This is a genomic window from Paraburkholderia sabiae (assembly GCF_030412785.1).
GTDB lineage: Bacteria > Pseudomonadota > Gammaproteobacteria > Burkholderiales > Burkholderiaceae > Paraburkholderia > Paraburkholderia sabiae.
Genome location: NZ_CP125295.1, coordinates 1,417,453 through 1,438,010, shown reverse-complemented (window position 1 = coordinate 1,438,010; position 20,558 = coordinate 1,417,453). Strand labels below are relative to the sequence as shown.

Here is a 20,558-nt window from a genome sequence, read left to right as displayed (position 1 = left end):
CGGGTTACGCGCGCCGGAGGTGCTGCGCAGGACGGCGTGCCGTCCTGCCCGGCTTCAATTGCCGCTCGATGCCAACGCCTTCAGCACCTGATCGGTGATGTCGATGCGCGGGCTGACGTAGACCGCTTCCTGCACGATCAGATCGTAGTGCTGCTGCTCGGCGATCTGCTTGATCACCTTGTTCGCGCGATCAAGCACGGACGCCAGTTCTTCGTTACGGCGCTGGTTCAGGTCTTCGCGGAATTCGCGCTGCTTGCGCTGAAAGTCGGTGTCGAGCTGCGACAGATCGCGCTGCTTCTGCGCGCGGTCGGCGGGCGCGAGCGACGCGCCGTTCTTGTCGAGCGAGTCGGACATCGACTTCAGACGCTGCGCCATATCCTGCAGGTCCTTGTCGCGCTTCGCGAACTCCGCTTCGAGCTTGGTCTGCGCCGCTTTCGCCAGCGACGACTCACGCAGGATGCGATCCGAATTCACCGCGGCGATTCGCGCTTCCTGCGCCTGCGCCGCGTTTGCGGCGCCCACGCCGAGCGTCATGGCCAGAGCCATTGCACACGCCACACGTTTCGAAAACATACCAGTTAGCAAAGTCATCCTCTCGATGCTGTAAGGGGTTCCAGTTCCGGCGCGCGCGATCAGAACGCGGTACCGATCTGGAACTGGAACTTCTGATACTGGTCGCCCGTATGTTTCTGGAGCGGGAAGCCCAGCGACAGCTTGAGCGGCCCGATCGGCGAAATCCACGCGAGACCCACACCGTAACCGTAGCGCAGGCCGTTCGAACCGACCGTCGTGTCACCGCCCTGACGCGAATCGCCCCAGACGTTACCGGCGTCGAGGAACGTGAACACACGCAGCGTGCGGTCATAACCGGTGCCCGGCAGCGGGAACGTCAGTTCGACGTTCGTCACGAACATCTTGTTGCCGCCGATCGGGTCGTTGGTGACCTTGTCGCGCGGACCCAGCGAGCTCGGTTCATAGCCGCGAACCGAGCCGATACCGCCCGCGTAGTAGTTCTTGAAGATCGGGTACGCGTTGCCGATGCCGTTGCCGTAGCCGCCCTGCACGTTGAAGCCGAGCACGAAGCCGCGCGAGAACGAGTAATAGTACTGCGCCTGCAAGTCGGCCTTGTAATACTCGGTGCCGCCGATCGGCGTGCCGTATTCGGCATTCGCCTGCGTGAAGTAGCCACGGCTCGGCACCAGCGCGCTGTCACGCGCATCGCGCGACCAGCCCACCGTCAGCGGCACGTTGTTCGACACGCGGCCGAAGTCCTGCACGTAGTTCTTGTAGGCCTGCGGCGTGTTCGCGTCGACGTCGAGCGTGTTCTGCTCGAAGCCCGCGCCGAAGTACACCGTATCGACTTCCGAGAACGGGATGCCGAACTTCAGGTCGCCACCCATCGTGACGATACGGAAGCTCGAATCCGTCGAGTAGTACAGCGGTTCGTACGTACGGTAGTAGACGTCGGTAATACGCTTGATGCCGTCGACCGTGAAGTACGGGTCGACCTGCGTGACCGTCAGCGTGCGGTACGTCTTCGCGGTGTTCACGTTCACCGACAGACTCGTACCCGAACCGAACACGTTGTCCTGCGACACGCCCGCCGACAGCACCACCTTGTCCGTCGACGAGAAACCGGCGCCCAGCGTGATCGCGCCCGTCGGCTTTTCAGCGACCTTGACGTCGACGTCCACCTGGTCGGGCGTGCCTTCGACAGGCACCGTCGTCACGTCGACGTCCGTGAAGTAGCCAAGACGGTTGATACGGTCCTTCGACAGCGCGAGGCGGTTCGAATCGAACCACGAGCTTTCGAGCTGGCGCATTTCACGACGCACGACTTCGTCGCGCGTACGCGTGTTGCCGACCACGTTGATGCGGCGCACGTACACACGGCGGCTCGGATCGACCTGCAGCGTGAGGTCGACCTTGTGATGTTCCTGGTCGATCTGCGGCAGCGCGTTCACCGTCGCAAATGCATAGCCGTATTCGCCGAGCTTGTCGACGATGGCCTTGGTCGTGGCCTGCAGCTTTTCCGCCGAGAAACGGTCGCCCGGTTTGATCTTGATCAGCTTGTTCAGCTCGGCTTCGCGGTCGAGCAGATTGCCCGCGAGCTTGATGCTGTTGATCGTGTACGGCTCGCCTTCATGCAGCGTCACCGTCAGATACATGTCCTTCTTGTCCGGCGTGATCGACACCTGGGTCGACTCGATGTTGAACTCGAGATAGCCGCGGTTCAGGTAGTACGAGCGTACGTTCTCGAGGTCGCCGGTGAGCTTCTCTTTCGAATACAGGTCGTTCTTCGTGTACCACGAGAACCAGTTCGGCGTGGACAGCTGCATTTCGTCGCGCAGCGTGCCCGTGCTGAATGCCTTGTTGCCGATGAAGTTGATCTGACGGATCTTCGCGCTCGGACCTTCGATCACGGCGAACAGGACCGCAACACGGTTGCGATCGATCGGCGTGATCGTAGTCGTGACTTCAGCTGCGTAGAAACCGCGCGTCAGATACTGGCGCTTCAGTTCCTGCTCGGCCTTGTCGACGAGCGCCTTGTCGTAATAACGGCCTTGCGACAGACCGACGGCGCGCAGCGCCTTGATCAGGTTGTCCTTCTCGAATTCATGCAGGCCGGAGAAATCGATCGTGCCGATGGCGGGACGCTCGAGAACCTGCACCACCACGACGTCGCCTTCCGAGGCGATCTTCACGTCGTTGAAGAAGCCCGTTGCGTACAGTGCGCGGATGGCTTCGGAAGCCTTCTCGTCGGTAAACGTATCGCCTTGCTTGATCGGAAGGTAGGAGAACACCGTGCCGGGCTCGACCCGTTGCAGCCCTTCGATCCGAATGTCTTTCACCACAAAGGGTGTCGTCGCGTGAGCTACCAGCCCATGCGCGGCGATTGCCGCGGCTACAACCGTCTTTGGAACAAAGCGATGAGGTTTAAACAACGTGCTTCCCCAGTGTGTATAGCTGCATCAGGTCAGGCGGGCGCCATCGTACGCCGCCAGACACTTTAAAAATGGATTAAACGAGCAAGATCGTTGAACAGCGCGATCGCCGACAAGGCGACGATACATGCCAGTCCCGCTCTTTGAAGAACGAGCTGCCAGCGATCCGATACGGCTTTGCCGGTAACAGCTTCAACCAGATAATATAACAGATGCCCCCCGTCCAATACCGGTATTGGTAAAAGGTTGAGCACGCCGAGGCTTATGCTGACAAGCGCGAGGAACGAAAGGAATGCTGATGGACCGAGTCTCGCGCTCTTGCCTGCGTAGTCCGCGATGGTCACGGGGCCCGACAGGTTCTTCAGCGATGCCTCGCCCACAATCATCCGGCCGAACATCCGCACCGAGTACACAGCCAGATCCCACGTGCGATGCAGGCCGAGGCGAAGGCTATCGACGGGACCATAACGCACGTCGATGGAAGGCACCTGGGTCGCGAGTTCCGCACCGATCCGGCCGATCGGCTGACCCGTCGTTTCATCGCGCTGCGCGCCCGGCACGATGGTTAGATTCTGTAATGCACCCGCCTGCTGATTCTTCGCGCCGCGCTCGATCTGCAGCACGATCGGCTTGCCCGCGTGCGACTTGATGTAGTTGATGAAAGTGGTTGCGTTGTCAGCGGGATGACCGTCGACGGCGCGGATCCGGTCGCCTGCCTTGAGGCCCGCCTGCAATGCCGCGCTGCCCGCCTGCACGCCCGCCACCGACAACGTGCCGCCGCCCGGCTCAAAACCGAGACGCGACATGAATTCGTCATCGACTTCCTTTTCGGTCAGGCTCTGCAAATCGAGCGGGAAGTCGAAGGTGCCGTGCGCATCCTTCGCGGTCAGCACGACGCGCTTGTGATCGAACGCCGCGCCCAGCAGCTTCCAGCGCAGATCGGACCATGAGCGCACCGGTTCGGATTCGCCCGCATTCGCATCGCGCACGGCCACGACGGTTTCGCCACCGTCGAAGCCCGCGCGCGCCGCCGCCGTTTCGGCTGCGGGCGCAGCGACGATCGCCGCGGGTTCCGTGACGCCCGTCGCGAACACGGCGGCGAACAGCACGATGGCAAGGATGAAATTGGCGACCGGGCCTGCCGCCACGATCGCAATGCGCTTGGCGACGGATTGACGGTTGAACGCACGCGGCAAGTCGGCGGGCGCAATGGGTGCACCCTCTTCGCGCTCGTCGAGCATCTTGACGTAGCCGCCGAGCGGCAACGCCGCGATGGTCCACTCGGTGCCTGTCTTCTTGCTGACCCAGCGCGCGAGCGGCTTGCCGAAGCCGATCGAAAAACGCAGCACCTTGACGCCGCAAAGGCGCGCGATGCTGTAGTGGCCATACTCATGGACGACCACCAGTACGCCAATCGCGACTGCGAAGGCGACCAGTTCGATCAGCAGGTTCATAAACGCCTCACTGGACGGCGCGTTCCGTAAGGCGAGCGCCCGCCGGGAGACCGTCGATGAAAGCGTGGGCGGCACGGCGCGCAGCGGCGTCGGCGTCGACCACGTCGGCGAGGCTCGTCGCCTCGCGGTTGGGCAATGCGTTCAGCACGGCGTCGACGACCTGCGCGATCGCCATGAAGCCGATGCGGCGCGACAGGAAGGCTTCGACCGCGATCTCGTTGGCGGCATTCAGTGCCGCGCTCGCGACGCCGCCTTCGGACAGCGCCTTCATGGCGAGCGCGAGACACGGAAAGCGCGAGTAATCGGGCTTTTCGAACGACAGCTGCGCGATCTGCGCGAGATCGAGTTGCGCGACGCCGGAGTCCACGCGATCCGGGAACGCGAGCGCATGCGCGATGGGCGTGCGCATGTCCGGGTTACCCAGTTGCGCGAGCACCGAACCGTCCGCGTACGACACGAGCGAGTGGATCACGCTCTGCGGATGGATCAGCACGTCGATGCGGTCGCCCGGCAGATTGAAGAGCCAATGCGCCTCGATCACTTCGAGGCCCTTGTTCATCATCGTGGCCGAGTCGACGGAAATCTTGCGGCCCATCACCCAGTTCGGGTGCTTGCACGCTTCGTCCGGCGTGACGTCGACGAGCGTGGACGGTTCGCGTGTGCGGAATGGGCCGCCCGACGCCGTGAGAATGATCTTCGACACGCCGCCATGCAGCGCCGATTCGCGCGGCAGGCATTGGAAAATCGCGTTGTGCTCGCTGTCGACGGGCAGCAGGATCGCGCCGTTGTCGCGCACCGCGTCCATGAAGATCGAGCCCGACATCACGAGCGCTTCCTTGTTCGCGAGCAGGATGCGCTTGCCGGCGCGCGCGGCCGCGAGACTCGGTTCGAGACCGGCCGCGCCGACGATCGCCGCGACAACCGTATCGCAGCCGTCGCTCTTCGACACGTCGACCAATGCCTGCGGACCGTACGTGACTTCCGTCTTGCAGCCCGCGGCGCGCAGTTTCGCGGCCACGCCTGCAGCCGTTTCGGCGTCGCCGACCACGGCCACTTCGGGCTGGAAGCGCAGGCATTGCTTGACGAGCTTGTCGCCGTTGCGGTGTGCCGTCAGTGCGTACACCGAGAAGCGGTCCGGATGACGCGCGACGACGTCGAGCGTGCTGTCTCCGATCGAGCCCGTGGAACCGAGCAAAGTGAGTCTTTTTTGCATATCTTTTCTCTAGCCAATGGGCTACGACAATACGAGCATCGCGAGCGGCAGCACCGGCAACAAAGCGTCGATGCGGTCGAGCACGCCGCCGTGACCCGGCAGCAGATTGCTCGAATCCTTCACGCCAGCCTGGCGCTTGAGCATCGATTCGAACAGATCGCCCACCACGCTGAACACGACCAGCAAGGTCAGCGTGGCAAACGCGCGAGCGGTGCCCAGATGGTCGAGCAGCGCGGAAAACAGGGTCGGCGCGAACGCGTGGGTGGCAACGGCAACGGCCGCGACGATCATCACGGCCAGCCAGCCGCCGATTGCGCCTTCCCACGTCTTGCCGGGGCTGATCGACGGCGCAAGCTTGTGCTTGCCGAACGCCTTACCGGCAAAGTATGCGCCGATATCGGCCAACCAGACCACCAGCAGCAGGGAAAGCACGAACGGCACACCCGCCATCCGCGCCGCGACGAGCGCATGCCAGCAGGCCGCGAACACGACGACGCCCGCCAGTAGCAGGAACGGCCGCCATGCGCCCTGCGCAAGCGTCGGCTTGCGCAGCAGCACGAACGGGCCGGCGAATATCCAGAAGATTGACGATGCCTGGAAGAGCGGGCGCGGCGCCGTGACGCCCGTGCCGAGCTTCGTGCTGGCGACGAGCGCGAGCGCCGCGATGATCGCGTAGATCACGGGCCCGGCGCCCGGCAGCTTGAGAAGCCGTGCCCATTCCCACGCGGCGAACACGACGACGAATGCGATCAGCGCGCCGAACCCGCCGATCGGCGCCCATAGCGTGACGGGGATGAGAATGGCCAGCAGGACGATCGCCGTGATGACACGGGTTTTTAGCATGGAAGCGAATCGACGTTTTGCGATTGCGGTTCGAGTTGCGCGCTGGTGCGGCCGAAGCGGCGCTCGCGCCCGGTGTACGAGGCGATCGCGCGATCGAGCGCGGCGGCGTCGAAATCCGGCCAGTAGGCGTCGGTGAAATAGAACTCGGTGTATGCGAGCTGCCACAGCAGGAAGTTGCTGATCCGCTGCTCGCCGCCCGTGCGGATGAACAGGTCCGGCTCGGGTGCGTACGCCATTGCGAGGTGTTCGGCGAACGCTTCCTCGCTGATCTCGACGGACTGGCCCGCCGCCACCGACTGCTCGACCAGCTTGCGCGTGGCCTGCATGATGTCCCAGCGGCCGCCGTAGTTCGCGGCGATGGTAAGCGTGAGGCGCGTGTTCTTCGCCGTCTTGGTTTCGGCGCGCGTGATCAGATCGCGGATCTTCTTGTCGAACATCGCCAGATCGCCCACGACACGCAAACGGATGCCGTTTGCGTGCAGCTTGCCGATTTCGCGCTCGAGCGCGGTGACGAACAGGCGCATCAGGAACGACACTTCGTCGGTCGGACGGCGCCAGTTTTCGGAACTGAAGGCGAACAGCGTCAGATATTCGACGCCCTGGCGCGCGCAGGCTTCGACAGCGGCGCGCACGGCATCGACGCCGCGGGTATGGCCCGCGACGCGCGGGAGACGGCGTTGAGTCGCCCAACGGCCATTGCCGTCCATGATGATCGCGATGTGACGCGGTACAGCTGCCACGTCAGGTACGCGAACGGTTGAGCTTGTATAGGTCATGGCCGTCGGGTAAAGCTAAAGAAAGGAACGATGATCACTGAAAGTTTTCGTGTCTGGTTTGCGCCAGACCGTCAAACCGTCATGATCTCGCCTTCCTTGGTCTGCACGAGCTTGTCGATCTCGGCCACGAACTTGTCCGTCAGCTTCTGGACGTCGTCGCCAGCACGGCGCTCGTCGTCTTCCGAGATTTCCTTGTCCTTCACGAGCTTCTTGAGTTGCTCGTTTGCGTCGCGGCGCAGGTTGCGCACTGCAACCTTGGCCGTTTCGCCTTCGCTCTTGACGATCTTCGTGAGTTCCTTGCGGCGCTCTTCCGTCAGCGGAGGCATCGGTACGCGGATCACGTCGCCGTGCGAAGCCGGGTTCAGGCCCAGATCCGATTCGCGAATCGCCTTTTCGATGACGGGGACCATCTTCTTTTCCCACGCCTGCACGCCGATCGTGCGGGCATCGACGAGCGTCAGGTTCGCGACCTGCGAGATCGGCACGGGCGAACCGTAGTAATCGACCTGGATGTGATCGAGCAGACCCGTGTGCGCACGGCCCGTGCGGATTTTCGACAGATCGTTCTTGAACGCGTCGATCGAGCGCTGCATCTTTTGTTCAGCGCCTTTCTTGATGTCAGCCACAGACATGATTAAACCTCCGAACCTTCAAAACGATGCGGGCTCGCCAGCGCGCGAGGCGCAGCCTGAGCCCGCGTTCAAGCCCACGAAATGTAAGAGAGTTTACACGTGGACGAGCGTGCCTTCGTCTTCGCCCAGCACGATGCGCTTGAGCGCGCCCGGCTTCACGATCGAAAATACGCGGATCGGCAGCTTCTGGTCGCGGCACAGCGCGAACGCCGTCGCGTCCATCACCTGCAGATTGCGGCCAATTGCCTCGTCGAAACTGATGGTCGTGTAACGCGTCGCCGACGGATCCTTCTTCGGGTCGGCGGAATAAACGCCGTCGACCTTGGTCGCCTTCAGCACCACTTCGGCGCCCACTTCGGAACCGCGCAGCGCAGCCGCCGTGTCGGTCGTGAAGAACGGATTGCCCGTACCGGCCGCGAAAATCACGACCTTGCCTTCTTCCAGCTGGCGGATTGCACGGGGGCGGATGTAAGGCTCGACCACCTGATCCATACGCAGCGCCGACTGCACGCGCGCCTCGATACCGGCGTGACGCATTGCATCCTGCAGCGCCAGCGCGTTCATCATCGTGGCCAGCATGCCCATGTAGTCAGCCGTTGCACGGTCCATGCCCGCTGCGCCGCCTGCCACGCCGCGAAAGATATTGCCGCCGCCGATCACCACGGCCAGCTGCGTACCGAGCCGCACCACCTCGGCCACATCAGCCACCATTCTTTCGATCGTCGCGCGATTGATGCCGAATGCATCATCGCCCATCAGGGCTTCGCCAGAGAGTTTGAGGAGGACGCGTTTATAGGCTGTGGGCATAGAGATATCCGGATCGCGCTGAGCAGGGCCAAAAAGCCGCCAAACAACAAGGAACTAACTGTAGGGGTGAAATACGGGTTCGGGCAAGCGCCGCCAAATTGACGCGCCTCGACGATCGGTCGAAGCCAGCCAACCGGGCGGCTGCCGCGCGCATTTCACGCGCGACAGCCCGAGGGCGCTGCCGGCCGCGGCGGAGTCCAGCCCCGCCGCGGGTCAAACGTTACTGCGTGAAACTTAAACGACGCTTATTGTTGCTTTGCAGCAGCGACTTGCGCAGCGACTTCGGCCGCGAAGTCGTCCTGGCGCTTCTCGATGCCTTCGCCGACCACGAACAGCGAGAACTTCTGCACCGACGAGCTCGCTGCCTTCAGCATCTGCTCGATGGTCTGCTTGTCGTTCTTCACGAACGGCTGGTTCAGCAGCGACACTTCCTTCAGGTACTTCTGCACCGAACCGTCGACCATCTTCGCGACGATCTCAGCCGGCTTGCCCGATTCGGCAGCCTTCTGTTCGGCGATGCTGCGTTCCTTCGCGATCAGCTCAGCGGGAACGTCGTCCGACGACAGCGAAACCGGCTTCATGGCCGCGATGTGCATCGCGACGTCCTTGCCGACCTGCTCGTCCGCGCCCGTGTACTCGACCAGCACGCCGATGCGCGTGCCGTGCAGGTACGCAGCCAGCTTGTTCGACGTTTCGAAGCGTGCGAAGCGGCGGATCGACAGGTTTTCACCGATCTTGCCGACCAGCGCCGAGCGCACTGCGTCGACCGTCGAGCCGTCGAGTGCCAGCGCCGACAGCGCAGCGACGTCAGCCGGGTTCTGCTTGACGATCAGCTCAGCGACCTTCTTCGTGAAGCCGATGAAGTCGTCGTTCTTCGAGACGAAGTCGGTTTCGCAGTTCAGTTCGACGATCGCGCCAGCGCCGCCTTCGATGAACGAAGCGATCACGCCTTCAGCCGTGACGCGCGACGCTGCCTTGCTTGCCTTGTTGCCGAGCTTCACGCGCAGCAGTTCTTCCGCGCGCGCCATGTCGCCGTCGGCTTCCGTCAGCGCCTTCTTGCATTCCATCATCGGCGCATCGGTCTTCGCGCGCAGTTCTGCCACCATGCTTGCGGTAATTGCCGCCATCATTCGCTCCTTGAGTCTGTCTGTCACACGCCGCCCGCATTCGATGCCGGCGACAGCATTTCGTTTCCGCGCAACGCACATTTATTTCGGCGCTGCCGCGTGCCCATTGCAGCACGCTCATTCAGATCGTCGCGACTTAAAAAAAGGGGGCCTATAGAGAGCCCCCTTTTTTGCCGGACACAGGGTGCTTTACGCTTCCCCGTTGACCTCGACGAACTCGTCGCCGTCGCCGCCACGGACAGCCTGCACGACTTCGTTGACCGCGTTCGCACGGCCTTCGACGATCGCGTCGGCCACGCCTTGCGTGTACAGCGCGACTGCCTTGCTGGCGTCGTCGTTACCCGGGATCACGTAATCGATGCCTTCCGGCGAGTGGTTCGTGTCGACCACGGCGATGACGGGGATGCCCAGCTTGTTCGCTTCCGTCACGGCAATCTTGTGATAGCCGACGTCCACGACGAAGATTGCGTCAGGAATGCCGCCCATGTCCTTCACGCCGCCGATCGACTTTTGCAGCTTGGCGATTTCGCGTTCGAACAGCAGCGCTTCCTTCTTGCTCATCTTTTCGAGCTCGCCTGCCTCGACAGCCGCCTCCATGTCCTTCAGGCGCTTGATCGAAACCTTCAGCGTCTTGAAGTTGGTCAGCATGCCGCCCAGCCAGCGTGCGTTGACGAAAGGCATGCCTGCGCGCTGCGCCGATTCAGCGATTGTGTCGCGCGATTGACGCTTCGTGCCGACGAACAGGATCGTGCCGCGGTTCGCTGCCAGTTGACGCACGTACTTCAGCGCGTCGTTGTACATCGGCAGCGTCTTTTCGAGGTTGATGATGTGAATCTTGTTGCGATGACCGAAAATGAAGGGGGCCATCTTGGGGTTCCAGAAGCGCGTCTGGTGACCGAAGTGGACACCGGCTTCCAGCATCTGACGCATGGTAACTGCCATGAAAATCTCCGCTAGGGTTGGGTCTTAAGCCGGCCGCCGTATCCGCCGCGCCGCCTTCACCGCTTTTTCGGGAAGAGCTGACGCCGCGAACACCCTGGGTGCGCCGGCTTGCGAATCTCGTGATGAACATCCAGATGACGTCCGATCCCGAGGAAAGCCAAATCAAACTGACGATTGACTTAGCCAAAGAGTATAGCACGCGCGCATTGCAGGACTCAACCTGCCCGGTTGCCCAAGCTTGGGCGGCCGGTTGCGCCGCGCACCGGTCTGACGGGCACAGTCCGGCCGCTCAAGCCGCTCCGGAAGCGCGCCGGCACGTCCAATCGCCCCGCAAAACCCTGCGATCACGCGAATAAGGTGCGATAATTCCACGATAAACCGCATTTCAGGCCCGACTCATGGCTATTACGCTCAAAAACGAAGACGATATCGCGCAGATGCGCATCGCCGGACGGCTCGCGAGCGAGGTGCTCGACTACATCACGCCGTTCGTCAAACCCGGCGTCACGACGGGCGAGCTCGACCGTCTGTGCCACGAATACATGACGAACGTACAGGGCACGATTCCCGCGCCGCTGAATTATCAGCCGCCCGGCTATCCGCCGTTCCCAAAGGCCGTCTGCACGTCGGTGAACGATGTGATCTGCCACGGTATCCCCGGCGACAAGGCGCTGAAGAACGGCGACGCGCTCAATATCGACGTTACCGTGATCAAGAACGGCTATTACGGCGACACGAGCCGCATGTTCCTCGTTGGCGAGGGCTCGATCATGGCGAAACGCCTCGTCCAGACCACATACGAATGCATGTGGCTCGGTATCGAGCAGGTGCGCCCGGGCGCGCATCTCGGCGATATCGGCCACGCGATCCAGAAACATGCGGAAGGCCTCGGCTACAGTGTGGTGCGCGAATATTGCGGACACGGCATCGGCCAGGTGTTCCACGACGAGCCGCAAATCCTGCACTATGGACGCCCCGGCACGGGTATCGAGCTGCAGGCGGGCATGATCTTCACGATCGAGCCGATGATCAACGCCGGCCGTCGCGACATCCGCACGATGCCCGACCAGTGGACCGTCAAGACCAAGGACCGCAGCCTGTCCGCGCAATGGGAGCACACGATCCTCGTCACGCCGACGGGCTACGAAGTGCTGACCGTTTCGGAAGGCACACCTGCGCGTCCGCAAATCGTCGCCGCTGCCACGGCCTGATCCTATTCGCCGCCACCCGCCGCCTATGAGTAGCGTTCACGCTGTCGCCCATTCCGATGCCACGTCTCTCAAGGCGGATTACAAGGTGGCCAAGACCCCGCTGCTCGACCGCTTCAAGACCGCGTCCAACGTCGATACGCTGATGCACGCGCTTGCGCGCATCACCGACGATGCGCTGCGCGGCGCGTGGACGGCTTGCGATCTGCCTGCCTCGCTGGCGCTGCTGGCCGTCGGCGGCTATGGGCGCGGCGAACTGGCGCCCCACTCCGACATCGACATTCTCGTGCTGCTGCCCGACGAGCCGATGCCGCATCTCGACGCGCGCATCGAGCGCTTCATCGGCCTCGCGTGGGATCTCGGACTGGAACTGGGCAGCAGCGTACGCACGGTGTCGCAATGCATCGAGGAATCCGCCAACGACGTCACCGTGCAGACGTCGCTGCTCGAAGCGCGGCGTATCGTCGGCAGCACGACGCTGTTTGAGAGCTTTTCGCTGCGCTACCGCGATGCGCTCGATCCGCGCGCGTTTTTCCAGGCGAAAGTGCTGGAAATGCGTCAGCGCCATGCGAAATTCCAGGACACGCCCTATTCGCTCGAACCGAACATCAAGGAAAGCCCGGGCGGTTTGCGCGACCTTCAGCTGATTCTGTGGATCACGCAGGCGGCCGGTTTCGGCAGCAGCTGGCGCGAACTGGATGCGCGCGGCCTGATCACCGATCGCGAAGCGCGCGAACTGCGCCGCAACGAAGGTTTTCTGAAGACATTGCGGGCACGCCTGCATGTGCTGGCGGGACGTCGCCAGGACATTCTGGTGTTCGATCTGCAGACGCCGCTCGCCGAGAGCTTCGGTTTCAAGGCGACGGCCGCGCGCCGCGCCAGCGAGCAGCTGATGCGCCGCTATTACTGGGCCGCGAAAGCCGTCACGCAACTGTCGACCATTCTGATCCAGAACATCGAAGCGCAGCTGTTTCCTAGCACGAGCGGCATCACGCGCGTTCTGTCTGATCGTTTCGTCGAAAAACAGGGCATGCTGGAAATCGCCAGCGACGACGTGTTCGAGCGCGAGCCGAACGCGATCCTCGAAGCCTTCCTGCTGTACGAAAAGACGCCGGGCATCAAGGGATTGTCGGCGCGGACGTTGCGCGCGCTGTACAACGCGCGCGACAAGATGGACCAGCGCTGGCGCCGCGATCCGGAAAACCGGCATCTGTTCCTGGAAATTCTCAAGCAGCCGGCCGGCATTACGCATGCAATGCGTCTGATGAATCAGACGAGCGTGCTCGGACGTTATCTGCTGAACTTCCGGCGCATCGTCGGACAGATGCAGCACGATCTCTATCACGTCTATACGGTCGATCAGCACATTCTGATGGTGCTTCGGAATATGCGGCGCTTCGCGGTCGCCGAGCACGCGCACGAATATCCGTTCTGCAGCCAGCTGATCGCGAATTTCGAGCGGCCGTACGTGCTGTACGTGGCGGCCCTCTTCCATGACATCGCGAAGGGACGCGGCGGCGATCATTCGACGCTCGGCATGGCCGACGCACGCCGGTTCTGCCGCGATCACGACATATCCGCCGACGACACGGCGCTGGTCGTCTGGCTCGTCCAGCATCATCTGACGATGAGCCAGGTCGCGCAAAAGCAGGACACGAGCGATCCCGAAGTCATCAAGCGTTTCGCCGATCTGGTCGGCACCGAGCGTCGTCTGACCGCGCTCTATCTGCTGACGGTCGCCGACATTCGCGGAACCAGCCCGAAGGTCTGGAACACTTGGAAAGGCAAGCTGCTCGAAGACCTGTATCGCGCGACGCTCGCGGTGCTCGGCGGCGCACGTCCCGACGCGCATTCGGAACTGAAACAGCGCCAGGAAGAAGCACTCGCGCTGCTGCGCCTAGAAACCGTGCCAGAAAACGCGCACCGCGCGCTGTGGGACAAGCTCGACGTCGGCTATTTCCTGCGCCACGACGCCGCCGATATCGCGTGGCAAACGCGCGTGCTGTATCGCCATGTCGAGACCGAGACGCCGATCGTCCGCGCACGGCCGTCGCCCATCGGCGAGGCGTTGCAGGTGCTCGTCTACGTGAAGGACCGCCCCGACCTGTTCGCGGGCATCTGCGCGTATTTCGACCGCAATTCGCTGTCCGTGCTCGATGCACGCGTCAGCACCACCCGACACGGCTACGCGCTCGACAACTTCCTCGTCGCGCATACGGAGCGTGACGTTCACTATCGCGACATCGCCAACCTCGTCGAACAGGAACTGGCGGAGCGCCTGAGAGCGGAAGGCACGCTGTTGCCAGAACCGTCGAAGGGCCGTTTGTCGCGCCTGTCGCGCACGTTCCCCGTGACGCCGCGCGTCGACCTGCGGGCCGACGAGCGCGGCCAGTATTACATCCTGTCCGTGTCGGCCAACGACCGGCCGGGCCTTCTTTATTCGATCGCGCGCGTGCTGGCCGAGCACCGGGTCGGCGTCCATGCGGCGCGGATCAATACGCTCGGCGAACGCGTCGAGGACGTGTTCCTACTTGATGGACACGGGCTCTCGGACAACCGACGACAAATCCAGGTCGAAACGGAGCTGCTGCGCGCGATCGCAGTGTGAGATTTCATGCGAGTCAAACTGACAGCCAAGCACCCGCGGCCGGCTTCGTCCGAACGCGCCCCTGTGCGTTCGGGTAGCAGCACCGCCCGCAAACCCACCCGAGCGGCCGGTCCGGCAGATAAACCCGCTGCGCCGAGAAAGCCGCGTGATACGGCGACTTCCGGTGACGCGCCCAGGCGTCCTGCCGCGAGGAGCAATGCGGCCAGTGCGCCGGCTGAACGGCGCGGCCCGTCGGCGGGTGCGCGCAGCGGCGCGTCGTCGCCACGTTCCGGTGATCGTCCGGCGCGTGCTGCGGGTGCCGGTTCACGCGAACGCGGCGAATCCGGTTCGTACGAGCGTCGCCCGGCTGGTGATCGCCCGGCACGTGGCGAGGGCGCGGGCTTCCGCGAACGCGGTGACTCCGGCTCGTTCGAGCGTCGTCGCCCGGCTGGTGATCGTCCGGCGCATGGTGAGGGCGCGGGCTTCCGCGAACGCGGCGACTCAGGCTCGTTCGAGCGTCGTCGTCCGGCTGGCGACCGCCCGGCGCGTGGCGAGGGCGCGGGCTTCCGCGAACGCGGCGACTCAGGCTCGTTCGAGCGTCGTCGTCCGGCTGGCGACCGCCCGGCGCGTGGCGAGGGTGCGGGCTTCCGTGAACGCGGCGACCCCGGCTCATCCGAGCGTCGTCGTCCGGCTGGCGATCGCCCGGCGCGTGGCGAGGGCGCCGGCTCGCGCGAACGCAGCAACTCCGGTTCATTCGAGCGTCGTCCGTTTGGCGACCGTCCGGCACGCAGAGAAGGCGGTCCCGCTGGCACGGGATTCCGCCGCGACTCCGACGCACGATCCGATCGACGCGCCCCGTCCGATCGTCCTCCGCGTGGCGACCGTCCGGCGGGTTCCGGCGACCGCACGCCGCGCTTCTCCCGCGACGACGATGCACGCGGCGCACCGCGCGCACCGCGCGACAACGATGACAGCCGCCGCGCCCCGCGCACGGCACGCGGCGCTGAAAACGCGCCGACGCGTGAACGTACGGAACGACGTTATCGCGACGACGCGAGCGAGAGCCGCACGGCACGCGCACCGCGTGGCGAGCGATCATCGGAAGCACGCGGCGAGCGTACGTATGCACGTCCCGCCAGAGCGTCCTACGAAGATCGCGGCGCCGCACCGGAACGTCGCCCGCGCGGCGAAGGTGCGCCGCGCCGCAGCCGCAGCGACGACACCGAAGCTCGCAGCGAACGCACTTATGCCAAGCCCGTGAAGGCCGCTTATGCGGACCGCGCCAGCGACGCGCCGCCCAAAGCCGCGCCCGCCCCGCGCGCGACGAAAGCCAAACGCGACGCACGTTCGATCGAAGACAGCTTCGACCGCCCGGCGCGTTTCGAGCGTCCCGCCGAGAAGACATCGCGCAAGCCCCGACCGGCGGCCGCGCCGCGTCAGCGCGACGAGGGCGAATTCAACGACGCTCCCGGCAATTTGCGCCTGTCGAAGCTGATGTCGGAACTCGGCCTGTGCTCGCGCCGCGAAGCGGACGAATGGATCGAGAAAGGCTGGGTGACGGTCGACGGCGTGGTTGTCGATACGCTCGGCACGAAGGTCCGCCCCGACGCCGATATCCAGATCGATCCCGCCGCGCAGGCCGCGCAGCAGAAACAGGTGACGATTCTCGTGCATAAGCCGATCGGCTATGTGTCGGGACAAGCGGAGGACGGCTACGAGCCGGCCGTGACGCTCGTCAAACCCGAGAATCGCTGGGACGGTGATCACACCGACATCCGTTTTTCGGCGCTACATTTGCGACAACTCGCACCCGCCGGTCGCCTCGACATCGACTCGACGGGACTGCTCGTGCTGACGCAGGATGGTCGCATTGCGAAGCAGCTGATCGGCGGGCATTCCGAGATCGACAAGGAATATCTGGTGCGCGTGAGCTATGGCGACGTGGAAACGGACGTCGAACACGCGTTTCCGGCTGAAGAACTCGCGAAACTGCGCCACGGCCTGGAACTCGACGGCGTGCCGCTCAAACCCGCGATGGTCAGCTGGCAAAACGGCGAGCAGTTGCGCTTCGTGCTGCGCGAAGGCAAGAAACGCCAGATTCGCCGGATGTGCGAACTGGTCGGCCTGCACGTGGTCGGTCTCAAGCGCGTGCGGATGGGCCAGGTGATGCTCGGCGCGCTGCCGCCCGGACAGTGGCGCTATCTCGGCCCGGACGAGTCGTTCTAAGCGCTGTCTCCTCCACATGAAAAAGCCCGCATCAGCGGGCTTTTTCTTTATCGGTGTCGAATGCTCAATCGTCTGCGTTCGGATCGAGGTCTGGGAACAGCACCTCGGTAAAGCCAAACTTCGCGAAATCCGTGATACGCATCGGATACAGTTTGCCGATCAGGTGATCGCACTCGTGCTGAACGACGCGCGCATGGAACCCCTCGGCCACGCGATCGATCGGCTTTCCGAACTGATCGAAGCCGTGATAGCGGATCATCGACAGCCGGCTCACTGCACCACGCAAGCCCGGCACCGACAGACACCCTTCCCAGCCCTCTTCCGTATCCAGCGAAACGGGCGTGATGGTCGGATTGATCAGCACCGTTTCCGGCACGGATGGCGCGTCGGGATAACGTTCGTTATGGCCGAAGCCGAAGATCACCACCTGAAGGTCAACGCCGATCTGCGGTGCCGCCAGCCCGGCGCCGTTCGCGTCGTGCATCGTCTCGAACATGTCGCGAACGAGTTCGTGCAGTTCGGGCGTGTCGAAATGATCGACCGGCTTGGCGATGCGCAACAGGCGCGGATCGCCCATCTTGAGGATTTCGTGGATCATGTTGTGTGCCCCTCCAGGAGCTTACGCATACCATCTTCGTCGAGCACGGGGATGCCAAGTTCCTCGGCTTTCGCGAGCTTGCTGCCCGCTTCCGCACCGGCCACCACGTAATCGGTTTTCTTCGATACCGAACCGGCCACCTTCGCGCCGGCCGCTTCCAGCAACTCTTTCGCTTCGTCGCGGCCCATGTTGGGCAGCGTGCCCGTCAGCACGACCGTCTTGCCGGCGAGCACGCCCTGCGGCGCTTTCGGCGCGGGCGGACCTTCGGGCCAGGTGACTTTGCCAGGCGCGCGCAACTGCTCGATGACCGTGCGGTTGTGCTCCTCGGCGAAGAACTGATGAATCGCTTCCGCGACGATCGGGCCGACGTCGTTCACTTCGAGCAGTTCTTCGACCGTCGCATTCATGATGGGATCGAGCGAACCGAAATGCTTCGCGAGATCCTTTGCCGTCGACTCGCCGACATGCCGGATACCGAGCGCGTAGATGAAACGTGCCAATGTCGTGTGCTTGGCCTTCTCCAGCGAGTCGATCAGGTTCTGCGCGGACTTATCCGCGAAGCGGTCGAGTTCGGCGAGCGTCGCAAAACCCAGATTGAAGAGATCGGCGGGCGTGCGCACCAGATTCAGTTCGACGAGTTGATCGATGATCTTTTCGCCGAGACCGTCGATATCCAGCGCGCGTCGCTGCGCGAAGTGCCACAACGCCTGCTTGCGCTGAGCCGGGCAGAACAGTCCGCCCGAACAGCGAGCAATCGCTTCGTCCGGCAGACGCTCGATCGCCGAACCGCACACTGGGCATTGTGTCGGCATCACGAATTCGCCCGCGTCAGCCGGCCGCCGGTCGAGCAGCGCGCCGACCACTTCGGGAATCACATCGCCCGCGCGCCGCACGATCACGGTGTCGCCGATGCGAATGTCCTTGCGGCGCACTTCGTCTTCGTTGTGCAGCGTCGCGTTCGTCACTGTCGCGCCGCCGACGAACACAGGTTCGAGGCGCGCAACGGGCGTGATCGCGCCCGTGCGGCCGACCTGCACGTCGATGGCGATCAGCTTCGTCAGCGCTTCCTGCGCGGGAAATTTGTGTGCGAGCGCGAAGCGTGGCGCGCGCGACACGAAACCCAGCGTGTCCTGCTGATCGCGCCGGTTCACCTTGTAGACGACACCATCGATGTCATACGGCAGCGCGTCGCGCTTCTCGCCGACCTTGTGGAAGAAACCCAGCAGCCCGTCGGCGCCCTGCACGACCGCGCGCTCACTGTTCACGGGCAAGCCCATCTCGTGGTACCAGTCGAGTAGTTCGCTATGTGTAGCAGGCATCTCGATGCCGTCGAGCACGCCGATTCCATACGCGAAAAACGACAACGGACGCTGCGCCGTCATCTTCGGATCGAGCTGACGCAGGCTGCCCGCCGCCGCGTTGCGCGGATTCGCGAACTCGCGCTGGCCCGCGTCGCGCTGCCGCTGGTTCAGCTTGTCGAAGTCGCGCTTGAACATCAGCACTTCGCCGCGCACGTCGACCAGCTTCGGCACGCGCTTGCCCTTGAGCTTGAGCGGAATCGAGCGAATGGTGCGGACGTTTTCCGTCACGTCTTCGCCCGTCGCGCCGTCGCCCCGCGTGGCCGCCTGCGTGAACTGGCCGTCCACGTATCGCAGCGAGATGGCCAGTCCGTCGAATTTCAGTTCGCACGCGTAGGCGACGGGCGTGTGGTGCAGCGCGTCCGACACGCGCTTGTCGAAGGCCGCGATGTCTTCGTCCGAGAAGCCGTTGTTCAGCGACAGCATCGGACTGTCGTGCACGACAGGCTGGAAGCCGCTTGCCACCTCGCCGCCGACCCGCTGCGTGGGCGAATCCGGCGTGATCAGATCCGGATGCTCGCTTTCGATCAGCTGCAGTTCCTTGAACAGCTTGTCGTACTCCGCGTCGGGCAAGTCCGGCTGGTCGAGCACGTAGTACGCGTGGTTTGCGCGCTCGAGTTCGTCGCGCAGCCACAAAGCCCGCTCGGCGGGTGCGCTGGTTGCAGGATCAGGGACTTGGGTTCGGGCCATGCTGTCGGCGTTTCGGCAAGAGTAACGGGATGTCAGATTATCTCAGGAAGCGCTTCCCGTCGCATCGGCCGGATGGCCAGTTTCGTGCGCCTGCAAACCGAGCCGGAACGTACTCCTACAAATCCTGGCCGATCGGCCAATGAACACGCAAACCGTTGACAGCGCGTGACGCGGAATGCGACCGTGTCGGCTGCCGTCCATCGCGTGCTGACCATTCAAAGCGGCACGCATCGACCGGGAGAACCTATCGCCATGTCCGTGTTCGTCATCCGTTTTATGCGCTGCCTGTTCTGGCTGCTGGCTGTCCTCGCCTTCTTGCGGCCGGCGGGTGTCGTGGCCAGCGAACAGGTGATCGATGCGCCGCTTGCGCAAGGCGCGTCGATCGGCTATCTGCTCACGCAACAGGACGGCAGCCAGCCGCATTGGATACTTGTGATGATGCCGGGCAGCAAGGGCAATCTCGAACTGTCGCAGCAGCCCGACGGCGCGATCCGCCTGCGCGAGAAGAACAACTTTCTGATTCGCGCGCGGCGTCTGTTCGTCGATGACCAGTTCGCGACTGCCATCGTCGATGCGCCGTCCGATCAACCCGGCGGCTACTCGGATGCGTTCCGCGCGTCGCCACGCGCCGCACAGGATCTCGCGCAAGTCGCGGTTGATCTGCATCGCCGTTTCCCACAGGCCAAGCTCGTATTGGTCGGCACCAGTCGCGGCACCATCTCGACGGCCTATGCGGGCCGCGCGTTGCCCGATGTCTGGGACGCCGTCGTGCATACGTCGACGCTCAGCAGCCCTTCGCGCGGCCAGGCCACGCCGCTGATCGGCTTCGACTACGGCGCGATCCGCGCGCGTCAGTTGTTCGTGCATCACGCCGACGACGGCTGCTTTCTCTGCTCGTACGAAGCCCTCAGACGTATCGCCAAAAGCAGCCAGTACGCGCTGATCACCGTGCATGGCGGCGACGTGCGCGGCGAACCCTGCGAGGCGCTGTCGCATCACGGGTTCTACGGAAGGGATGAAGCGGTGGTCGCCGCAATCAAGGCGTGGATCAGTGGGCAACCGTGGCAGGACGATGTGGGATAGCGCCGACGCCGTCAGCGCTGCTTGCCGCAATCAACCGAATTGGCCAGCGCAAATGAAAACCGCCTGAAG

Annotated in this window: 16 protein-coding genes; 4 read left to right on the top strand and 12 right to left on the bottom strand. The window is 63.6% G+C overall.

What is annotated here, in order from left to right:
• Positions 1 to 54 precede the first annotated feature (54 nt).
• From QEN71_RS06465 to rpsB, 10 genes are all read right to left on the bottom strand, one after another.
• Entirely contained in the window at positions 55 to 546 is a 492-nt protein-coding gene (locus QEN71_RS06465; RefSeq protein ID WP_223961616.1) for an OmpH family outer membrane protein, read from the bottom strand.
• Positions 547 to 632: 86 nt separating this feature from the next.
• Entirely contained in the window at positions 633 to 2,945 is a 2,313-nt protein-coding gene (gene bamA / locus QEN71_RS06460; RefSeq protein ID WP_201650219.1) for an outer membrane protein assembly factor BamA, read from the bottom strand.
• 65 nt (positions 2,946 to 3,010) lie between these two features.
• On the bottom strand, positions 3,011 to 4,399 hold the full coding sequence (gene rseP, locus QEN71_RS06455) for an RIP metalloprotease RseP (protein WP_201650218.1): 1,389 nt from the start codon (positions 4,397 to 4,399) through the stop codon (positions 3,011 to 3,013).
• Between the two features lie 7 nt (positions 4,400 to 4,406).
• A complete protein-coding gene (locus QEN71_RS06450) occupies positions 4,407 to 5,612 on the bottom strand; it encodes a 1-deoxy-D-xylulose-5-phosphate reductoisomerase (RefSeq protein WP_201650217.1) in 1,206 nt (401 codons plus the stop codon).
• 21 nt (positions 5,613 to 5,633) lie between these two features.
• Entirely contained in the window at positions 5,634 to 6,455 is an 822-nt protein-coding gene (locus QEN71_RS06445) for a phosphatidate cytidylyltransferase (RefSeq protein ID WP_201650216.1), read from the bottom strand.
• Positions 6,449 to 7,231, bottom strand: coding sequence for a polyprenyl diphosphate synthase (uppS, locus tag QEN71_RS06440; RefSeq protein WP_201650215.1), 783 nt, complete (start codon positions 7,229 to 7,231; stop codon positions 6,449 to 6,451). Before uppS ends, QEN71_RS06445 begins: the two co-directional genes overlap by 7 nt.
• A 71-nt stretch (positions 7,232 to 7,302) precedes the next feature.
• Positions 7,303 to 7,863: a ribosome recycling factor gene (gene frr, locus QEN71_RS06435; RefSeq protein WP_028368446.1), complete on the bottom strand. Its 561-nt coding sequence runs from the start codon at positions 7,861 to 7,863 to the stop codon at positions 7,303 to 7,305.
• 93 nt (positions 7,864 to 7,956) lie between these two features.
• Positions 7,957 to 8,670 (bottom strand): UMP kinase, encoded by a 714-nt coding sequence (gene pyrH, locus QEN71_RS06430; RefSeq protein ID WP_054926390.1) that lies wholly within the window; start codon positions 8,668 to 8,670, stop codon positions 7,957 to 7,959.
• Positions 8,671 to 8,915: 245 nt separating this feature from the next.
• On the bottom strand, positions 8,916 to 9,797 hold the full coding sequence (gene tsf, locus QEN71_RS06425; protein ID WP_201650214.1) for a translation elongation factor Ts: 882 nt from the start codon (positions 9,795 to 9,797) through the stop codon (positions 8,916 to 8,918).
• A 189-nt stretch (positions 9,798 to 9,986) separates the two neighbouring features.
• Positions 9,987 to 10,739 carry a 30S ribosomal protein S2 gene (gene rpsB, locus QEN71_RS06420; RefSeq protein ID WP_028368448.1) on the bottom strand — a complete coding sequence of 251 codons (753 nt, stop codon included), beginning with the start codon at positions 10,737 to 10,739 and terminating at the stop codon, positions 9,987 to 9,989.
• A 398-nt stretch (positions 10,740 to 11,137) separates the two neighbouring features.
• On the opposite strand from rpsB, the gene map reads away from it, so the two are divergent.
• Genes map through QEN71_RS06405 form a run of 3 tightly spaced genes read left to right on the top strand, consistent with a single transcriptional unit; the run spans position 11,138 to position 16,760 of the window.
• A complete protein-coding gene (gene map, locus QEN71_RS06415) occupies positions 11,138 to 11,950 on the top strand; it encodes a type I methionyl aminopeptidase (protein ID WP_201650213.1) in 813 nt (270 codons plus the stop codon).
• A gap of 25 nt (positions 11,951 to 11,975) precedes the next feature.
• Complete coding sequence (locus QEN71_RS06410; RefSeq protein ID WP_201650212.1) at positions 11,976 to 14,555, top strand: [protein-PII] uridylyltransferase; 2,580 nt, start codon at positions 11,976 to 11,978, stop codon at positions 14,553 to 14,555.
• Positions 14,556 to 14,561: 6 nt separating this feature from the next.
• Positions 14,562 to 16,760 (top strand): pseudouridine synthase, encoded by a 2,199-nt coding sequence (locus QEN71_RS06405; protein ID WP_201650211.1) that lies wholly within the window; start codon positions 14,562 to 14,564, stop codon positions 16,758 to 16,760.
• Between the two features lie 64 nt (positions 16,761 to 16,824).
• Here the strand turns inward: QEN71_RS06405 and def are convergent, their stop codons facing one another.
• Both def and ligA read right to left on the bottom strand, forming a co-directional pair.
• Positions 16,825 to 17,358 (bottom strand): peptide deformylase, encoded by a 534-nt coding sequence (gene def / locus QEN71_RS06400; protein ID WP_201650210.1) that lies wholly within the window; start codon positions 17,356 to 17,358, stop codon positions 16,825 to 16,827.
• On the bottom strand, positions 17,355 to 19,406 hold the full coding sequence (gene ligA / locus QEN71_RS06395; RefSeq protein WP_201650209.1) for an NAD-dependent DNA ligase LigA: 2,052 nt from the start codon (positions 19,404 to 19,406) through the stop codon (positions 17,355 to 17,357). The genes def and ligA overlap by 4 nt, the downstream gene beginning before the upstream one ends.
• Before the next feature lie 183 nt (positions 19,407 to 19,589).
• On the opposite strand from ligA, the gene QEN71_RS06390 reads away from it, so the two are divergent.
• A complete protein-coding gene (locus tag QEN71_RS06390; RefSeq protein WP_233471784.1) occupies positions 19,590 to 20,489 on the top strand; it encodes an alpha/beta fold hydrolase in 900 nt (299 codons plus the stop codon).
• Positions 20,490 to 20,558: the final 69 nt, after the last annotated feature.

Bases quoted from the DNA above. Each gene is read 5' to 3' on its own strand.
- map (WP_201650213.1), top strand. From the start codon at position 11,138: ATGGCTATTACGCTCAAAAACGAAGACGATATCGCGCAGATGCGCATC.
- QEN71_RS06410 (WP_201650212.1), top strand. From the start codon at position 11,976: ATGAGTAGCGTTCACGCTGTCGCCCATTCCGATGCCACGTCTCTCAAG.
- tsf (WP_201650214.1), bottom strand. From the start codon at position 9,797: ATGGCGGCAATTACCGCAAGCATGGTGGCAGAACTGCGCGCGAAGACC.
- QEN71_RS06450 (WP_201650217.1), bottom strand. From the start codon at position 5,612: ATGCAAAAAAGACTCACTTTGCTCGGTTCCACGGGCTCGATCGGAGAC.
- ligA (WP_201650209.1), bottom strand. From the start codon at position 19,406: ATGGCCCGAACCCAAGTCCCTGATCCTGCAACCAGCGCACCCGCCGAG.
- def (WP_201650210.1), bottom strand. From the start codon at position 17,358: ATGATCCACGAAATCCTCAAGATGGGCGATCCGCGCCTGTTGCGCATC.
- pyrH (WP_054926390.1), bottom strand. From the start codon at position 8,670: ATGCCCACAGCCTATAAACGCGTCCTCCTCAAACTCTCTGGCGAAGCC.
- rpsB (WP_028368448.1), bottom strand. From the start codon at position 10,739: ATGGCAGTTACCATGCGTCAGATGCTGGAAGCCGGTGTCCACTTCGGT.
- QEN71_RS06465 (WP_223961616.1), bottom strand. From the start codon at position 546: ATGGCTCTGGCCATGACGCTCGGCGTGGGCGCCGCAAACGCGGCGCAG.
- QEN71_RS06445 (WP_201650216.1), bottom strand. From the start codon at position 6,455: ATGCTAAAAACCCGTGTCATCACGGCGATCGTCCTGCTGGCCATTCTC.
- frr (WP_028368446.1), bottom strand. From the start codon at position 7,863: ATGTCTGTGGCTGACATCAAGAAAGGCGCTGAACAAAAGATGCAGCGC.
- uppS (WP_201650215.1), bottom strand. From the start codon at position 7,231: ATGACCTATACAAGCTCAACCGTTCGCGTACCTGACGTGGCAGCTGTA.
- QEN71_RS06405 (WP_201650211.1), top strand. From the start codon at position 14,562: ATGCGAGTCAAACTGACAGCCAAGCACCCGCGGCCGGCTTCGTCCGAA.
- rseP (WP_201650218.1), bottom strand. From the start codon at position 4,399: ATGAACCTGCTGATCGAACTGGTCGCCTTCGCAGTCGCGATTGGCGTA.